The organism is Leucobacter sp. Psy1 (assembly GCF_020096995.1).
Lineage (GTDB): Bacteria > Actinomycetota > Actinomycetes > Actinomycetales > Microbacteriaceae > Leucobacter.
On the sequence record NZ_CP083692.1, the window covers coordinates 214862 to 231002 of the forward strand.

Annotated in this window: 16 protein-coding genes; 11 read left to right on the top strand and 5 right to left on the bottom strand. The window is 68.0% G+C overall.

What is annotated here, in order from left to right; translation table 11 throughout:
- Positions 1-12: 12 nt before the first annotated feature.
- Positions 13-738, bottom strand: coding sequence for a hypothetical protein (locus K8P10_RS01010; protein WP_224779950.1), 726 nt, complete (start codon positions 736-738; stop codon positions 13-15).
- A 17-nt stretch (positions 739-755) separates the two neighbouring features.
- Positions 756-1505, bottom strand: coding sequence for a DUF5058 family protein (locus K8P10_RS01015; RefSeq protein ID WP_224779951.1), 750 nt, complete (start codon positions 1503-1505; stop codon positions 756-758).
- A gap of 202 nt (positions 1506-1707) precedes the next feature.
- On the opposite strand from K8P10_RS01015, the gene K8P10_RS01020 reads away from it, so the two are divergent.
- The 7 genes from K8P10_RS01020 to K8P10_RS01050 all read left to right on the top strand — a co-directional run bounded on the left by K8P10_RS01020 (position 1708) and on the right by K8P10_RS01050 (position 10755).
- The gene (locus K8P10_RS01020; RefSeq protein WP_224779952.1) at positions 1708-3117 is read left to right on the top strand and encodes an amidase; all 1410 of its coding nucleotides are present in this window, start codon (positions 1708-1710) and stop codon (positions 3115-3117) included.
- 72 nt (positions 3118-3189) lie between these two features.
- Positions 3190-4167: an Lrp/AsnC family transcriptional regulator gene (locus tag K8P10_RS01025; protein ID WP_224779953.1), complete on the top strand. Its 978-nt coding sequence runs from the start codon at positions 3190-3192 to the stop codon at positions 4165-4167.
- Positions 4168-4236: 69 nt separating this feature from the next.
- A complete protein-coding gene (locus tag K8P10_RS01030) occupies positions 4237-6471 on the top strand; it encodes an ATP-dependent Clp protease ATP-binding subunit (protein ID WP_224779954.1) in 2235 nt (744 codons plus the stop codon).
- Positions 6472-6678: 207 nt separating this feature from the next.
- Complete coding sequence (locus K8P10_RS01035; protein ID WP_224779955.1) at positions 6679-7710, top strand: DUF418 domain-containing protein; 1032 nt, start codon at positions 6679-6681, stop codon at positions 7708-7710.
- Positions 7711-7798: 88 nt separating this feature from the next.
- Positions 7799-8221 (top strand): hypothetical protein, encoded by a 423-nt coding sequence (locus K8P10_RS01040; protein ID WP_224779956.1) that lies wholly within the window; start codon positions 7799-7801, stop codon positions 8219-8221.
- 123 nt (positions 8222-8344) lie between these two features.
- Positions 8345-9670 (top strand): LCP family protein, encoded by a 1326-nt coding sequence (locus K8P10_RS01045; RefSeq protein WP_224779957.1) that lies wholly within the window; start codon positions 8345-8347, stop codon positions 9668-9670.
- Positions 9671-9792: 122 nt separating this feature from the next.
- Positions 9793-10755, top strand: coding sequence for an aldo/keto reductase (locus K8P10_RS01050; protein ID WP_224779958.1), 963 nt, complete (start codon positions 9793-9795; stop codon positions 10753-10755).
- A 9-nt stretch (positions 10756-10764) separates the two neighbouring features.
- On the opposite strand, the gene K8P10_RS01055 is transcribed toward K8P10_RS01050, so the two are convergent.
- Positions 10765-12036 carry a nitroreductase family protein gene (locus tag K8P10_RS01055; RefSeq protein ID WP_224779959.1) on the bottom strand — a complete coding sequence of 424 codons (1272 nt, stop codon included), beginning with the start codon at positions 12034-12036 and terminating at the stop codon, positions 10765-10767.
- Positions 12033-12683 carry a TetR/AcrR family transcriptional regulator gene (locus tag K8P10_RS01060; RefSeq protein WP_224779960.1) on the bottom strand — a complete coding sequence of 217 codons (651 nt, stop codon included), beginning with the start codon at positions 12681-12683 and terminating at the stop codon, positions 12033-12035. Before K8P10_RS01060 ends, K8P10_RS01055 begins: the two co-directional genes overlap by 4 nt.
- Positions 12684-12768: 85 nt before the next feature.
- On the opposite strand from K8P10_RS01060, the gene K8P10_RS01065 reads away from it, so the two are divergent.
- From K8P10_RS01065 to K8P10_RS01080, 4 genes are all read left to right on the top strand, one after another.
- The gene (locus K8P10_RS01065; protein WP_224779961.1) at positions 12769-13404 is read left to right on the top strand and encodes a TrmH family RNA methyltransferase; all 636 of its coding nucleotides are present in this window, start codon (positions 12769-12771) and stop codon (positions 13402-13404) included.
- A 160-nt stretch (positions 13405-13564) separates the two neighbouring features.
- Positions 13565-14098, top strand: coding sequence for a helix-turn-helix domain-containing protein (locus tag K8P10_RS01070; protein WP_224779962.1), 534 nt, complete (start codon positions 13565-13567; stop codon positions 14096-14098).
- On the top strand, positions 14095-15189 hold the full coding sequence (locus K8P10_RS01075; protein WP_224779963.1) for a serine hydrolase: 1095 nt from the start codon (positions 14095-14097) through the stop codon (positions 15187-15189). The genes K8P10_RS01070 and K8P10_RS01075 overlap by 4 nt, the downstream gene beginning before the upstream one ends.
- Complete coding sequence (locus tag K8P10_RS01080; RefSeq protein WP_224779964.1) at positions 15189-15563, top strand: hypothetical protein; 375 nt, start codon at positions 15189-15191, stop codon at positions 15561-15563. Before K8P10_RS01075 ends, K8P10_RS01080 begins: the two co-directional genes overlap by 1 nt.
- An 11-nt stretch (positions 15564-15574) precedes the next feature.
- Here K8P10_RS01080 and K8P10_RS01085 read toward each other — a convergent pair whose 3' ends face one another.
- Positions 15575-16126 (bottom strand): TetR/AcrR family transcriptional regulator, encoded by a 552-nt coding sequence (locus K8P10_RS01085; RefSeq protein WP_224779965.1) that lies wholly within the window; start codon positions 16124-16126, stop codon positions 15575-15577.
- Positions 16127-16141: the final 15 nt, after the last annotated feature.

A 16141-nucleotide genomic window follows, 5' to 3' on the forward strand; every position in this document is an offset into this window, starting at 1 on the left:
CCTTCGTTGGTCCTAGTTCAGTGTCCCACCCGATGTCTTCTTCCGGTCGCGCACGAGCCAGGAGATGACGATCGAGGAGATCACGACGATGGCCGTGGCGTATGGTGCGACCGCCGGTGCGACGAGGATCACGCCGAACTGCACGATCAGCGCGAGTGCGAGGGCGACGATGGTCGGGCGCAGCTGCTTCATCGACACGATGCACTGCACGAGCACGGCGCCCATGAGCGACGGGAGGATGTACAGTCGCGCCACCTCGATCAGGTCAGGCGGGATCATCGAGATGAGCCAGGTGCCGAGCACGCCGACGAAGATGAGCAGGCTCAGCAGGTGCACCGTCGCCGCGCCGCAGATCGCCATCACGGAGGCGATATTGCCGCGGCTCGTGCCCGGCTTGGCGTCGATGCTCGACTGCGCGACGATCGCGGCGGGGAGCAGCTTGTTCGAGATGTTGCCGATCATGAACGCCTGGTACATGGCGGCCGGCCCGAGGACCGGGAAGTAGGTGACGGGTTCGACGATCCAGAAGACGCCGAAGGTCGCCGCGACCGCGATGAACGCGGTCCAGATCATCGGCCAGGAGAGGTCGAGGCCGCCGAAGAAGAGCAGGTAGAAGGGGCCGGCGAGCGAGAGGATCAGGCCCGCGATCATGGTGATCGAGCCGTACCGGGTCGTCTGCGCGTCGAAGCGCGCCATCGCGTTCTCGGCGGTGAGCGTGGGGTTGGGTGAGGTCGTCATGAGGACTCTGTGCTCCTTCAGGATCCGGTGTGGATCAGGTAGCCGACGGCGAGGGAGAGAATGATGGCGATGCCGAGCGCCCACTCCTTGAGCCAGTGGATCTTCAGCAGCTTCGCCAGCAGCAGGCACAGGCCCATGATGGCCGCCGAGGTGAGAACGAGGATCAGGTGCACCGAGGACTTCGCGGTCTCGGCGACAGACAGCATCGAGAACGCGCCGAGCAGGGCTGCCGTGGGAATGAGGGCCATGACCGCGGGGTTCCGCTTGCTGAGCGTGTTGCTGCCCCTCTTGAGGATCGGGGTGAGGATCAGGGTGGACAGCATCCACATGCCGCCGGAGAGGCTCATCGCCATGAAGGCGACCGCGAAGACCTGCTGGGTGTAGTCGGGGCCGCCGAGCTCAGCACCCATAGTCGCGGAGGCGATACCCGCCGAGGCGGTCTCCGTCGCCGCGGAGCCGATGAGGCCGATGCGCACGAGAACCGCCGGGGTTCCGAAGAGGGCGAGCAAGGCGATCGCGACGAGGACCACCGCGAGCGACGGACCGATGGAGGCGACCGCTCCCGCGCGGAACGACTCCCTGACTTCCTTCTGCGGCATCTCGATTCCGGGAGCCGCGGCGCGAGCGGCGCGCGAGTAGAGGAACGTCTGCACGAAGATGACGGCGAAGACGCCGACCGCGAAGACCCACAGGATGGGGACATTGGCGACGGACCAGATGTCCGTCGAAGTGGGATCGCCGACGGCGAAACGGGGGATGGGCGGCATGCTGTGCTCCTTTGACCATGCAAGCGCGGAAACGACTTCCTCTCACCTTCTGGGGCAACCCCCGGGTACACAAGCGCCTGCAGGATTCAGTCACGAACTTGGCGAAATCCCCCAAAACCGCCCGATTGGCGAAAACGGCTTGGTCACAGCGCGAAAGAGGGCAATGATTTCTCACGGCAGTTCAACGAGGAAAGGCGGGCACATGAGCGGGATCCAGGATCTCTCGGCAACGCAGATGACGGGAGCGATCCGCAGCGGAGAACTCTCCGCTCGTGAGGCGCTCGACAGTCACATCGCGGCAATCGAGCAGCGCAACCCTGCGATCAACGCCGTCATCACCACCGACTTCGACCGTGCACAGGCGCTCGCCGCCGATGCCGACGAGCGGACCGCGCGCGGAGAGGGCCACGGTCTGCTGCACGGTCTGCCGATGACGCACAAGGACACCTTCAACACCGGCGGACTGCGCTCGACGCAGGGGTCCCTGGCGCTCGAGCACCACGTGCCCGAGGCCGACGACCTTCAGATCGCCCGTCTCACGGCCGCGGGTGCGATTCGCACCGGCAAGACCAACGTGCCGGAGTTCGGCGCGGGCTCGCACACGTTCAACGACCTGTTCGGCACGACGGTGAACCCCTACGACACCCGCGTCTCGGCCGGCGGCTCCTCTGGCGGTGTCGCGGCCGTGATCGCCTCCCGAATCCAGCCGTTCGGCGACGGGTCCGACATGGGCGGGTCGCTCCGCATTCCGGCCGCGTTCTGCAACGTCTTCGGCTTCCGCCCCTCCTACGGCGTCATCCCCATGGAGTCGCCGGTGAACGCGTTCAGCTGGCTCGGGCGCTCGGGTCCCATGGCGCGAACCGTCGAGGATCTCGCGCTCTTCATGCGCGCCTCGGCGGGTCCGACGCGTCTGCCGAACCCCAGCCCGCTGCAGGGGGCCGACTTCGGCACGCCGCTGCCCGATCTGCGCGGGGTCAGAATCGGCTACAGCTTCGACTTCGGTATCGGCGTTCCCGTCGAGCCCGAGATTATCGAGGTGCTCCGCGGTCAGCTCGCCGTCTTCGAGGAAGCGGGTGCGATCCTGGAGGAAGCGACGATCGACTTCACCGATGCCGACGAGGTCTTCCAGACGACCAGGGCATTCGACTTCGCGACCGGGATCGGTCCGCTGCTGGAGCGCTTCGCGGACGTGATCAAGCCCGAGGTGATCTGGAACGTCGAGCTCGGCCTCAACCTATCGGCCGCGGCGATCATCTCAGCGCACGCAGCACGCACTCGCCTCGAGCACGCATCGCAGCAGTTCTTCGATCGATACGACGCCTTCCTCAGCCCGGCCACGCAGGTGCTGCCGTTCGATGCGAGCTGGCGCTGGCCGCAGGAGATCGCCGGCACCCAGGCGGAGACGTATCTCGACTGGATGCGCTCGGCGTGCCTCCTGTCGGCGGCGAGCCTTCCCGTGATCGCCATGCCCGCAGGGTTCACCGGCGCGGGGCTGCCCGTCGGGTGGCAGATGGCGGCGAACCACTACCGCGATGTCGACCTGCTGAACTGGGCCGCTGCCTACGAGCAGGCCACGGGGTTCGCCGCGCGCACCCCGGCGATCCTCGACTGACGCCCACCCCGATCGGGTGCGCCGCGCGGTTGCGGCGTGCCCGATCGCGGCGTCTGCGGGTACAGTACCCCCATGGCGCTGAAGACCGGGCGGATGGAACTGAGCGATCTGCACCTGCGTATCATCGCAGCGCTGCAGGTGGACGGACGGGCTCCCTGGAGCCGGATCGCGGACGCCCTCGGCGAGCCCGAGCGCACCGTCGCGCGGTACGGCGTCGAACTGCTCGAGCGGGGGGTTGTGACCGTCGCGGCTGTGCGGACGCTCGCCAACCGCGTCATCGTCGCATGCGAGTGCACGCCGGGTTCGGCGCGACTCACCGCCCAGGCGATGACTCAGCAGGAAGGGACGACGTACAGCTACCTCACCACCGGCACCTCGGACGTCGTGACAGAGGTCGGCTACTCGGGTGACCTCGTCGATCTGCTCACACTTCAGCTCCCCGCGACGCCCGGCATCACACGGTTCTCGGCGTTCCCAGTGCTGCGCTACTTCAAGACCGTGCGAGGGTGGCGTGTCGGCGCGCTGAGCCCTGCGGAGGAGCGGGCGCTCACCCCGCGAGCCGGGTCTGACGATCTCGGTGCGTCGACGTCCGCGGCGCAGGGTCTGCACGACGATGACATCATCGCGTGCCTCGAGGAGGACGGCCGGGCGAGTATCGAGTCGATCGCGCGACGCACGCAGGTGAGTGCCACCTCCGCTGCGCGGCGGGTCGAGTGGCTCGTGGCGTCGGGTCAGATATCGATCCGCGCCCTCGTGGAGCCGGCGGCGATCGGACTGCCGGTCGAGGCCATGCTCTGGGTGGAGGCGCAACCGGATCGCGTCGAAGTGCTGGGGTCATGGCTGCGCGACCGGACCGAGGTCAGGTATCTGGCGGCGATCGCGGGCGATGCGCAGTTGCTCGTCGACGTCACGGTGGCGACGCACGCTCAGCTGTATGCGCTGCTCGCGCACGAGATGTGGAAGGGCGCATCTCGCGTGCGGACCGACCTCGTGGTTGAGGCGCGCAAGCGCGGTGGACGGACCCTAGCGTTGAACAGGGATTCGAGGTAAACTTGAGCCAATCACACTCAAGTTTCGACAGTTGTGTCGTTTCGGTCTGCTGAACGGAAGGAGACCCACATGCAAGCGAATTGGCAGCCCGCCCAGGGTGAAGGCGAACAGAGCGCGCTCGAGCAGTTCGGCGTCAACCTCACCGAGGTCGCGCGATCGGGCAAGCTCGACCCCGTCATCGGGCGCGACTCGGAGATCCGCCGAGTGAGCCAGGTGCTCACCAGGCGCACCAAGAACAACCCCGTGCTCATCGGCGAACCCGGCGTCGGCAAGACGGCCGTGGTCGAGGGTCTTGCCCAGCGCATCGTCGCGGGCGACGTCGCCGAGTCCCTGAAGGACAAGGAGCTCATCTCGCTCGACATCTCCGCGCTCATCGCGGGCGCGAAGTACCGGGGCGAGTTCGAGGAGCGCATGAAGGCGGTGCTGCAGGAGATCAAGGACTCCGACGGCAAGTTCATCACCTTCATCGACGAGCTGCACACCCTCATGGGGGCAGGCGGCGGCGAGAGCTCGGTAGCGGCGTCGCAGATGCTGAAGCCGATGTTGGCCCGCGGCGAGCTGCGTCTCATCGGTGCCACCACGCTCGACGAATACCGGGAATACATCGAGAAGGATGCGGCGCTGGAGCGCCGGTTCCAGCAGGTGTACGTCGGGGAGCCGAGCGTGACCGACACCGTCGCGATCCTCCGCGGTTTGAAGGAGCGGTACGAGGCGCACCACAAGGTCACGATCGCTGACTCAGCGCTCGTCGCCGCGGCGGCGCTCTCGAACCGGTACATCACCGCGCGGCAGCTGCCCGACAAGGCGATCGACCTGATCGACGAGGCAGCGTCGCGTCTGCGTATGGAGATCGACTCAGCACCCCTCGAGATCGATGAGCTGCGCCGCGCCGTCGACCGGTTGAAGCTCGAAGAGCTCGCACTGAAGAAGGAGAAAGACGCCGCGTCGAAGGAGCGCCTCGCGAAACTGCGCGAAACGCTCGCTGAGAAGCAGGCGGAGCTCGAAGTGCTCGAAGCCCGCTGGGAGCGGGAGCGGGCCGACCTCAACAAGGTGGGCGAGCTGCGCGAGAAGCTCGATCAGCTGAACATGCAGGCGCAGGTCGCGCAGCGCGAGGGCAACCTCGAGCGCGCCTCGAAGCTGCTGTACGGCGAGATCCCCGTGATCCAGAAGCAGTTGAACGAGGCCGAGCAGGCCGAGGCCGCCGATGAGGTCGGCGGGGAGCCGCGCATGGTCAATGAGCAGGTCACCGACGAGGACATCGCCGGGGTCGTCGCGGCGTGGACGGGCATTCCCGTCGGCCGGCTGCTGCAGGGCGAAACCGAGAAGCTGATGCACCTCGAGCGCGAGCTCGGCAAGCGACTCATCGGGCAAGAAGACGCTGTCTCCGCGGTGGCCGACGCCGTTCGCCGGACCCGAGCGGGCATCTCGGATCCGAACCGGCCGACCGGCTCGTTCCTCTTCCTCGGCCCGACCGGCGTCGGCAAGACCGAGCTCGCGAAAGCACTCGCCGAGTTCCTCTTCGACGACGAACGGGCCATGGTCCGCATCGACATGTCCGAGTACAGCGAGAAGCACTCCGTGGCGCGTCTCGTCGGCGCCCCTCCGGGGTACGTCGGCTACGAGCAGGGCGGTCAGTTGACCGAGGCCGTGCGCCGGCGTCCATACTCGGTCGTGCTGCTCGACGAGGTCGAGAAGGCCGACCCCGAGGTCTTCGACGTGCTGCTGCAGGTGCTCGACGACGGGCGCCTCACGGACGGGCAGGGCCGCACGGTCGACTTCCGCAATGTGATCCTGATCCTCACCTCGAACCTCGGGAGCCAGTACCTCATCGACCCCGATATGCCCTGGTCGGAGAAGGAGCACTCGGTGCGCGAGACGGTGCGCCGCGCGTTCAAGCCGGAGTTCATCAACCGCCTCGACGAGATGGTGATCTTCACGCCGCTGAGCGAGAGCGACCTCGCCGCGATCGTGGACATCTCGATCGACCGGCTGCAGGAGCGCCTGTCGGATCGCCGCCTCACCATCGGCGTCACTCCGGCAGCCCGCAGCTGGTTGGCGTCTCGCGGTCACGACCCCGTGTACGGTGCCAGGCCGCTGCGTCGGCTCATGCAGCGCGAGATCGAGGATCGTCTCGCTCGCGGTCTGCTCGGCGGCGAAGTGCACGACGGCGACACGGTGCGGGTCGACGTGGCAGATGACGGGGACGCGCTCACGCTCACCAGCGAGGGGCCGACCCAGTCGCCGACCGCTGGGCCGGTGCCGGGCGATGACGACGTCATCGAGGCCGAACTGCTCGACGACTGATCTCACGAGCGAACGGGCGGACGGGCGACAAGCCGGTCCGCCCGTTTCGTGTCTGCGCCCGGGCGGCTCGCGCGCGCAGGGTGCTCCGAGCCGTGGTACCGAGGTGCCATGCATCGGGCACCTCGGGAGGACTCTGGGTGAGAGTGGGCCTCCCTAAACTGCTTGAGGCCGGCACGAGTCGGCCCCGAGAACGCCAGGAAGGAACACATGTCTCACCCGTCAGCAGTGCACTCCCGAGTATCCGGCGACCTGCCCGAGCCTGCGCCTCGGATCGCGGTACTCGACGTGCTGCGCGGGATCGCGATCGCCGGGATCATCCCCGTCAACGTCCAGGCCATCGCCCGGTGGGGGTACGACGTTTCGCCCAAGCCGGCGACCGATGACCCGACCGCGATCGACTTCATCACCGGGCTGGTGTTCGAGGGGCGGATGATGCCGCTCTTCGCGCTCCTCTTCGGCATCGGGTTTGCGCTCTTCCTTCGATCCGCTCGTACCCGCACCGAGCATCCGCGTATCGTGCTGATGCGCCGGTTGGTCTTCCTCCTGATCATCGGGGTGCTGCACCATCTGCTCTACCCGGGCGAAGTGCTCGCGTTCTACGCGGTGGGCGGGCTGATCATTCTCCTGCCGGCAAGTTTCCTGCCGCGCTGGGTGCCGCTCATCGGCGGGATCGTGCTGACCGGTGCCGGCGCCCCGTTCGGCGGGCCGGTGCTGATCCCCGGACTGTTCCTCCTGGGCTGCGCCATCGCCGATTACGACCTCATCACGGTGCTGATGCGTCGTCCGGGGGTGCTCGCCGCTGCCTGCGGAGCCTTCGCGATCGCGGCCAGCAGCTTCGCAGTGATGCAGATCGGCGAGATCGGTCTCGGCTCGTTCTCCAAGCCGGGCCGCATCGCTGGCGTGCTGACGATGTTCGCGCTGGCCACCGGAGTGATGCTGCTGATGCGCAACGGTATTGCCGCACGCGGGCTCACCGTGCTCTTCGCCCCGCTCGGCCGAATGGCCTTCACGAACTACCTGACGACCACCCTCCTCGTCCTCATACTCGCCCGTGCGATCGATGCGCAGCACATCGCGTGGCTGCCCGAATACGGGTACCTCGTCCTGGCGGCCGTGGCCCCACTGATCTGGATCTTCTCGACCATCTGGCTGCGCGCTTTCCGCTTCGGTCCCATGGAATGGGTCTGGCGGACCGTCACCTGGTGGAAACCGCAGCCGTTGCGTCAGACGCGGGCGTGACCTTCGCTCTGCGATTTCGCGTCTCGCAGCGAGGTTTTGCTAGCCTCTTCGAGGACTGTTCCCGGAGGTCCGAGGTGAGGGAGGCGCGATGCGGTCAGGTCGTGCGTGCTCGCTCCTGACGCTCCTGCTGGCTTTCGCGTTGTTCGTGCCGACGTTCTGGGTCATCGATGCGATGCAGGGCGAAGCCGCGTCTCCCGACGCCTCAGCAGGTGAGGTGACGCTGCGATTCGACGAGTCGAGAACTCAGCAGGAGATCGTCTTCGACGAGGGAGCGGAAGACGTCAGCATCTCTGCTCCGCCCGGACACGCAGAAGACTCCGGGAGTCGGTCGCACGGCTCCCAGGTCATCACCCATGTACCTTCCGTCGCGGCGTCGGCCGTCCTGTGGCCGATGACCGAGTTCCGGCTCCCTCCGCTTCTGACCGTCGAGAGACTGCGGCTGTCCAGGCTGCTCCTCCCCGAGCAGCCGTCCTTGCGCGTCGCGACCCCGCCCCCGTTACTGCTGGCCTGAGCGCCGGACTGCGTGTCGATCCATGACGCACTGACCCCGTGGGGCCGGTGCGGTGTCGCGTGCATCCGCCGCACACGACTCTGGCCATGCCGACAGGCACGCTCTCAGCGGAACGGAAACTTCATGCCCACCTTTCATCGTCCATCACCGTCCTCGGACTCGCCTCCGCGCCCCTCGATGACCGCCGGCCGTCGACGACGGCTTCTCGTGACGATCGCCGTCACCCTCGTGCTCGTTCTCGCGCTCGTGGCGATATTCGCCGCGTTTTTCTTCCGCCACGTGGATGAGGGCATCACCCGCTCGGAGTTCGACCTCCCCGGCATCGAGTCCGCCGAGGACCCGGGTGAGATGAACGTGCTCATCATGGGGCTCGACAGTCGACTCGACCAGAACGGCGATGCGCTCCCCGAAGACGTGTACCAGGCACTCCACGCCGGAGGTGCGGAGGACGGCGGGTACAACGCGAACACGCTCATCCTGCTCCATCTGCCGGAAGACCGGTCGCAGGCCGTCGGAATCTCGATCCCGCGAGACGATTACGTCGAGCTCGCCGGTGCGCCGCTCGGTGTTACGCACGGCAAGATCAAAGAGGCCTACGGGCTCGCACTCGAGGAACGTCTCGAGGAGTTGAGCGCGACCGGGGAGATCCCCGACCCTGCCGAGGCGTATCAGGACGCGCGTGCCGCCGGGCGTCAAGCGCAGATCGAGACGGTCTCGCACCTGCTCGGCGACGTGCGCATCGACCACTTCGTCGAGGTCACCATGGGCGGGTTCTTCCACGTCGCCGAAGCCGTGCAGCCCATCGAGGTGTGCCTCAACCAGGCGACCGAAGACGTGTATTCGGGTGCCGACTTCGCTGCGGGAGTGCAGCAGCTCGATGCCGAACAGGCGATGAGCTTCGTGCGGCAGCGGCGCGACACGGGCGACAGCGGGGTCTTCCTGACGGATCTCGACCGCTCGCGCAGACAGCAGGCATTCCTGGTCGGCCTGGCCAATCGGCTGAGAGACGCCGAGACGCTGACGCAGCCGAAGACCGTGACATCGCTCGTCGATGCCACGCAATCCTCCGTTGCGCTCGACTCGGAGTTCGAGCTGTTCGGCTTCCTCAAGGTGGCGAAGGAAGTCTCCGACCACGGAATCGAGTTCGTGACGCTGCCGATCGAGGAGTTCGGAGTGGTCGACGGCAGCGACGTCAATCTCGTCGATGTCGAGGAGATCCAGAGTGTCGTCGCCGAACTGCTCTCACCGAACGAGACAGCGGAAGACGATGATGCGGAGCCCGGCAGTGCCGGGGGAAGCGATGAGTCCGATGTGGATCCTTCCACGGAGTCCGAAGGGGCTTCCGACCAGACGGCAGCAGGCCCGGAGGACGATACGGCGGAGGAGGTCGAGGTCTACGAGTCCTGGGACCAGCCGATCCGGGCGGGGGCGGTTCCCTGTGTGAACTGAGCGGCTGCCCTCGTTCGGGACCTCGCTCCTGCCGACTCTCGCGGGGAGCAGTGCTAGCGTCGAACCAGCACTGCTCTCCGGCTCTGCGCTCACGCACCGCTCATCTCTGAATGGAGTTCTCCATGTCGCTCGATGTTCTTCGCACTCCGGTCGGGTCTTCGGATCTCGAGATCGCCGCACTCATGCTCGGCGGCAATGTCTTCGGGTGGACGGCCGACCGCGAGACCTCCTTCGAGGTGCTCGACGCGTTCGTCGGGGGCGGTGGTGACGCCGTCGACACCGCGGACGGATACTCGCACTGGGTGCCTGGCAACAGCGGGGGCGAGTCGGAGACCGTGATCGGGGAGTGGTTCGCCGCCCGCGGTTCCCGCGACCGGGTCACGCTCGCGACGAAGGTCTCCACGCATCCGGAGTTCGAGGGACTCGCAGCCGACAATGTCCGCGCTGCTGCCGAAGCTTCGCTGCGTCGACTGCAGACCGACCGCATCGACCTGTACTACGCGCACTTCGACGACCCGAAGGCGCCGCTCGACGAGACCGTCGCCGCCTTCTCGCAGCTCGTGGATGACGGGAAGATCCGGGCGATCGGCGTCTCGAACTACAGCGCCGAGCGCATCGCGGAGTGGTTCCGGATCGCCCGCGAGGGCGGCTACCACCTCCCGGTCGCACTGCAGCCGCACTACAACCTCGTCGAGCGCGACTACGAGGAGAACGGGCTGCGCGACGAGGCCGTGCGCGAGCAGCTCGCCGTGTTCCCGTACTTCTCGCTCGCGAAGGGGTTCCTCGCGGGCAAGTACCGGGACGAGTCAGACACCACCGCCGAAGGAGCGAGCCCGCGGGCCGGGCAGGTCGCGGAGTACCTGACGCCGAAGGGTCGGACGCTCCTCTCCACGCTCGACCGCATCGCCGCGGAGTACGACGTGCCCGTCGCGACCATCTCTCTCGCGTGGCTGCGGCAGCAGCAGACCATCGCCGCACCGATCGCCAGTGCGCGCAACACGGAGCAGCTGCAGGCGCTGCTCCGCTCCCTCACCCTGACCCTCAGCGATTCGGACCTGCTGCAGCTCTCCGTCGCGTCGCAGTAAGGGGCGGGTTCAGGGGCGCTGCATCGTCTCGGTCGTCACGGCGTCGAGCGTGCGGCGCGGGCTCGGGAGGGCGGCCCGCTCCGGGTATCCGATCCTGAACGCGAGGAGGAGCGTCTCGGCTGGCTTGCCGAGCAGCGCTCCGAAGCGCGAGCTGAACTGGTCGGCCTCGCCGAGCGCGCGATTGCGGTCGATGCGTTCCGTGATCTGGTTCATCGGGTGGAGGCCGAGTCCTTCAGCGGTGGCGGCAAGGTGTACGGCCTGGAGGGCACGACCGCCGAGCACCTGGGCGCGGTGATCCGCGACGTCTGGCACCGCGAGGATTCCATACGCGGCAGCCGTCGGGCACTGCTCGTCCCGGGCGCGGTCCACCCAGAAGCGGTCTGCCGCCTCCCGCGACTGCGGGGGCAGAATCTTCGCGGCGGCGAGAGTGAACGCGTCGAGCGTCTGCGCGTCGAGCGTGATCCCGTCTCGGTGGGTATCGACGTCGCGGCTCGACGTGCGGAACCACGCCGCAGAATCGAGCGACTGCTCCTCGTCGGCGATGAGGGCTTCTGTGGCCTCGACGAGCAGTGCTGACATCGTGTCCCGCTGAGCGGCTGAGGTCAACCACACCAGCTCGACGCCCCGGTGCGCTTCGGCGACGCGCGTGAGCGCCTGCAGCGTGCTCGCGGGCACGGGTGTCGCCGCGTACGGGCCCCGATTCGTGTGCCGCCGGTCGATCTCGACATCGAGCGAGTCGGATTCTCCGCGCGACGGCACCAGCTGAACGCGCGCGACGAGCGATGACTCGGTGCCCTGGGGGAAGAGCGACACCGCCGGGACGAAACCGAGGCCCGGTGCAGCGCGCACCATGTTCTCGATCGCGCATCCGAGTCCCGCGTAGTGCTCTCGCAGGGAGGCGTCGGTGATGGGGATGCGTCGCTCGGCCACCGCGTGGAGGTCGATGCGATTCGCGGCGAGGTCGAAGTGCCAGGGCTGCGTGTTATGCGGACTCGCGGCGAGGGCACCCGCTGCGGCGACCCCTCTGATACCCGTCTCGGTCCGCCACGTGCTCCACAATTCGTGGGCGTCCAGAGCGCCCGCGCGCCACACGCCGTTGGTGGCGGCGCGGACTCCTCCTGCGCCGAGCGCTCCGACGGCGAGCGTGCCGGCGCCGATCCCCGCCCACTTCAGGAGACGACGGCGGGAGAGTCCCGCGCCTTGCTCGGACGGGGCGTCCTGGTGCTCGTGTTCGACCCTGGCCGCGCCGCTGCCGTCGGCTGCGCGCTCGTCCCGGCTCACGCGTCGACCTCGTTCGCTGCGGCCGAGAGCGCGGCCCGTCCGGTGTCGGTGAGCATGCCGGCGAGCACCGTTCCCGCGAGCGGCTGGGGGCGCTCCGGCGGCTCGGCTCCCTGCACGACCTCCCCGAACGGGGCGGAGAACTCGGTGAGCACCCAGAAGGCGGACACGAACGCGCGGACCTGCTCATCTCCTCCGGGTGAGCGCAGCAACCCGGCACTCACGAGCTGCTGCGCGGCAGTGGTGAGCGCTGCGGAGCGCGCGCGAAAGTTCTCACGGTAGCGCTCCGCGAGTTCGGCGTCTGCGTGCAGGAGCGGGAGGAGATCGCGGCTGAGCCCGCGATAGGCCTGCGCGGTGACGGAGTTCTGAGCTTCCGTGGCGAGGAGGGCGCGGAGCAGCGCAGCGGGGGACTCGTCAGCGGGGGTGACAGGAGTGGAGGCGGCCGACCACTCGTCGAACAGTGCGGAGATGATGGCGGACTTGTTGCGGAACCAGTAGTAGAGGTTGCCGGGGCTGACCGATGCGCGCTCGGCAATGTGGTTCGTCGACACGGCCGCCGTGCCGTGCTCGTTGAAGAGGTCGCGGGCGGCGCGGAGGATCTTCGCGCGCGCATTCTCTGGGCGGGAGGCGTCTGCCGGGGGCGGAGTCATGCGATTAGAGTATTTGCTCTAGACGGCCGCCGTCAACCTCCTCCGCACCCGGGGAAGCGGTGCGCGCATCTGAAATGATGGTCCAGTGACTGATCGCGACCCCAGCCTCCCCGGCGTCGGCCCGTGGCCCGGAGGGCGCGACGCCTGGCCCGACGAGCCGTTCTACGACCCCGATCTCCTCGAGCACGGGGACACCCGCAACGTCGTCGACCGGTACCGATACTGGAAGATGGACGCCATCGTCGCCGACCTCGACGAACAGCGACACCCCTTCCACGTCGCCATCGAGAACTGGCAGCACGACATGAACATCGGGTCGATCGTACGCAGCGCCAACGCGTTCGCCGCCGACACCGTGCACATCGTCGGCCGCCGCCGCTGGAACAAGCGCGGCGCCATGGTGACGGATCGATACCAGCACGTGCGATACCACTCGGACGTGGCGCAGCTCGCGGAGTGGGCGCGTGCCGAGGGGATCCCCATCGTTGCGATCGACAACGTCCCCGGGTGCGTGCCCCTCGAGACGTTCGTGTGGCCCGAGCGCTGCATCATGCTGTTCGGGCAGGAGGGGCCAGGGCTCTCAGCCGAGGCGCTCGCCGCCGCCGAAGCGGTGGTGGAGATCACCCAGTACGGTTCGACGCGATCGATCAATGCATCCGCCGCCGCCGCGGTCTCCATGTACTCGTGGGTGATGCAGCACTCGGGGATGCGTCCCCGCTAGGGCGCCCGCGCGGCAGGCGGATCGCTCAGTGCAGGGTTTGGCATGGAATTCCTGTCCGATAGCGTGCGAAACCCTGCACTGAGCAGGTGCTCCGGCAGGCGCTCGCGCCGCCGCTCACCCTGTGTTGCAGAAATTCCGTAATTCTTGATAAATTGCGAACATGCCGAATGAACAGGGTGTGTCTGCAGAGATCGAGGCGCGTCTCGCCGCACTCGAAGTCGCGGTGTTCGGGGCGGAACCCGACGCCGCCCCGCGATCCGGATCCATCGACGACCGCTTCTGGATACTCGAGGGGATCAAGACGCGGTACCCCGACGACTCGGTCGTCGCCTACGCGGGGCACACCGTCGCCGACGACGAGCGGGTACCGGGGCCCGTCGAGTGGCAATATGGGCTCGACGCGCGGACGATACTCGGCGCGCCGTGGGAGGACACCGCGACCGCTGACGCGCTGGCTGCACTCGCCAGTCCGCTCCGGCTCAGGTTTCTGCAGGAGATCCTGCGCGGGACGGACACACCCGCCGCGCTCGCGGCGCTCGACGGCGTGGGGACCGTGGGCCAGGTCTATCACCACCTGCAGCAGCTGCACGCCGCCGGTTGGGTGCGTCAGGTTGCTCGGGGTCATTACGGAGTGCCGCCGGAACGCGTCGTGCCGCTGCTCACCATCGTGCTCGCTTCAGGGGGGATCGCATGAGACTCAGATCGCTGACCATGACCGCCGTTGCGGCGGGCCTCGCCACCGTCGTCGCCGGCTGGATCGCGATGCCGTCTGCGCTGCACCTCTCCGATGCGCGCACCGGCGACCCCGCGATCGCCGATCGCCTCGCGGGCCTCGCCAGTGGACAGGGGCACCACGAACTCTCGGCTGCCGTCATCACGCCAGAGGGTACGCGATTCGCGGGACTCGGTGCCGACGAGCGCACCGAGATGGAGATCGGCTCGATCACGAAGACCATGACCTCGCTGCTGCTCGCCCAGGCGGCAGAGGATGAGGTGCTGCGGGTGGACGATCCGGCGGGCGAGTACCTCGACCTCGGGGCGCAGACGTTCACGCTCGAGGATCTCGCGACGCACCGCTCAGGGCTTCCGCGTCTGGAGCCGGGGTTCCGTTCCTTCCTCGCCGGGTACTGGGCGCAACTGCGGGCGGGTGACCCGTACACGAACGATGTCGACCAGCTCGTCACGGCCGCCCGCGAGGCCGGGGTCAGCGACGTCGGCACCGTCTCCTACTCGAACCTCGGAGTGAGTACGCTGGGCCAGGCCGTCGCCGCCGCCCGCGGGGAGACTTACCGGGAACTGGTGGAACACGACGTCTTTGACGCGCTCGAGATGGGTGAGACCTCGCTGCCGGAGACTCCGGAGAACCTCGCCGATGACGCTCCGCGGGGGCACACGGCGTCCGGGCGGACGGCGCAGCCGTGGACGCTGCACGCCGAGGCGCCGGCCGGCGGCGTGCGGTCGACGGCGTCTGACATGGCGAGGTACGCTGAGGCGCTCATGGCCGACGACCCGGCCCTCGGGGTTCCGGCGGCGACGCTGCTCGACCCGAGGTTCGATGCGGGCGACGGGGAGTCGATCGGACTCGCCTGGTTCACGTCGGAGTTCGACGGCCGCCAGGTCACCTGGCACAACGGCGGTACCGGCGGCTACAGCTCGATGCTCGCGATCGACCGCGAGGCAGGAACCGCGGTCTACCTCGTGGGGGACACCACCGCTTCGGTCGACGCGATCGCGCTCGAGCTGCTCAGCGAGACCACGGCAGCGGCTACGGAGGGGAGCGAGTGATGGGAATGTTCGTCTGGATCATCCCGATCGTCGCCGCGGTCCTGCTCGCGCCGTACCTCTTCGCCCTGAGGCCGAAGGCCCGCGCAGCGGAGCGGGAGCGGCAGCGTACCGACCGACTCGGGCTGCTCACCTCGGGTGCCGCCATCATCACGATCCTCGTCGTGGCGCGACAGATCGGGACGTGGTCGCCGCAGATGATCCCCGTCTGGTTCGCGCTCGTGCTCCTCGGCGCGGTGGCCATCGCCGGCTTGGTGCTCCGCGCGCGGGGCCTGGCCTGGATCCGGCCAGGAGCGCGTCGGGGGCCGCGGATCGCCGGATTCGTGATCTCGGTCGCGGCGGCGGGCGCCGTGATCGGGGTGCTCACGCTCCCGTAGAGCGGCTCGGCTCAGTCGCCGGCGAGCAGCGTGCGCGTTGCCGCGGTCACCCGGTCGGTTAGCGCCGAGACGTCACCGCGAGCGGTGCAGATCTGGATCTCGCCGATCAGCGTGGCGATGAGGATGGCCTCGAGGTGTCCCGCGTTCGCCCGGTCGAGGACGAGGCGAATCGAGCGGCCCCAGGGCTCGCCCGGATCGATGCGATCATCGGGGAACTCCAGGGGTGATTGCACCGAGAGCTTCAGCGACGCGCTCACCACGCGGGCGCTGGCGACGAGCGAGGCGGTCTCGTCCATGAGCGAGGCGATCACCGCGCGGGGCTCCGCGTCCGAGTCAAGCACGCGCTCGGCGAGTTCGGTCAGCTGATCGCGACCTTCGAGGAGCACGGCGCGAGCGAGTTCGTGCTTGCTCGGGAAGTGGAAGTACAGTGCTCCCTTGCCGACGGCGGTTCGATCGATCACGTGCGAGAGTCTCGCGTCGGTGTAGCTCATCTCCGTGAAGGTGGTGGCTGCAGCCTCGATGATCGCAGCGCGAGTGACGAACGCCCGCTCCTGTTTCGGCATGATCCTCCTTGTTCG

Excerpts from the sequence above, each read along its gene's own strand:
- K8P10_RS01010 (WP_224779950.1), bottom strand. The coding sequence starts at position 738 with ATGACGACCTCACCCAACCCCACGCTCACCGCCGAGAACGCGATGGCG.
- K8P10_RS01015 (WP_224779951.1), bottom strand. The coding sequence starts at position 1,505 with ATGCCGCCCATCCCCCGTTTCGCCGTCGGCGATCCCACTTCGACGGAC.
- K8P10_RS01020 (WP_224779952.1), top strand. The coding sequence starts at position 1,708 with ATGAGCGGGATCCAGGATCTCTCGGCAACGCAGATGACGGGAGCGATC.
- K8P10_RS01025 (WP_224779953.1), top strand. The coding sequence starts at position 3,190 with ATGGCGCTGAAGACCGGGCGGATGGAACTGAGCGATCTGCACCTGCGT.
- K8P10_RS01030 (WP_224779954.1), top strand. The coding sequence starts at position 4,237 with ATGCAAGCGAATTGGCAGCCCGCCCAGGGTGAAGGCGAACAGAGCGCG.
- K8P10_RS01035 (WP_224779955.1), top strand. The coding sequence starts at position 6,679 with ATGTCTCACCCGTCAGCAGTGCACTCCCGAGTATCCGGCGACCTGCCC.
- K8P10_RS01040 (WP_224779956.1), top strand. The coding sequence starts at position 7,799 with ATGCGGTCAGGTCGTGCGTGCTCGCTCCTGACGCTCCTGCTGGCTTTC.
- K8P10_RS01045 (WP_224779957.1), top strand. The coding sequence starts at position 8,345 with ATGCCCACCTTTCATCGTCCATCACCGTCCTCGGACTCGCCTCCGCGC.
- K8P10_RS01050 (WP_224779958.1), top strand. The coding sequence starts at position 9,793 with ATGTCGCTCGATGTTCTTCGCACTCCGGTCGGGTCTTCGGATCTCGAG.
- K8P10_RS01060 (WP_224779960.1), bottom strand. The coding sequence starts at position 12,683 with ATGACTCCGCCCCCGGCAGACGCCTCCCGCCCAGAGAATGCGCGCGCG.
- K8P10_RS01070 (WP_224779962.1), top strand. The coding sequence starts at position 13,565 with ATGCCGAATGAACAGGGTGTGTCTGCAGAGATCGAGGCGCGTCTCGCC.
- K8P10_RS01075 (WP_224779963.1), top strand. The coding sequence starts at position 14,095 with ATGAGACTCAGATCGCTGACCATGACCGCCGTTGCGGCGGGCCTCGCC.
- K8P10_RS01080 (WP_224779964.1), top strand. The coding sequence starts at position 15,189 with ATGGGAATGTTCGTCTGGATCATCCCGATCGTCGCCGCGGTCCTGCTC.
- K8P10_RS01085 (WP_224779965.1), bottom strand. The coding sequence starts at position 16,126 with ATGCCGAAACAGGAGCGGGCGTTCGTCACTCGCGCTGCGATCATCGAG.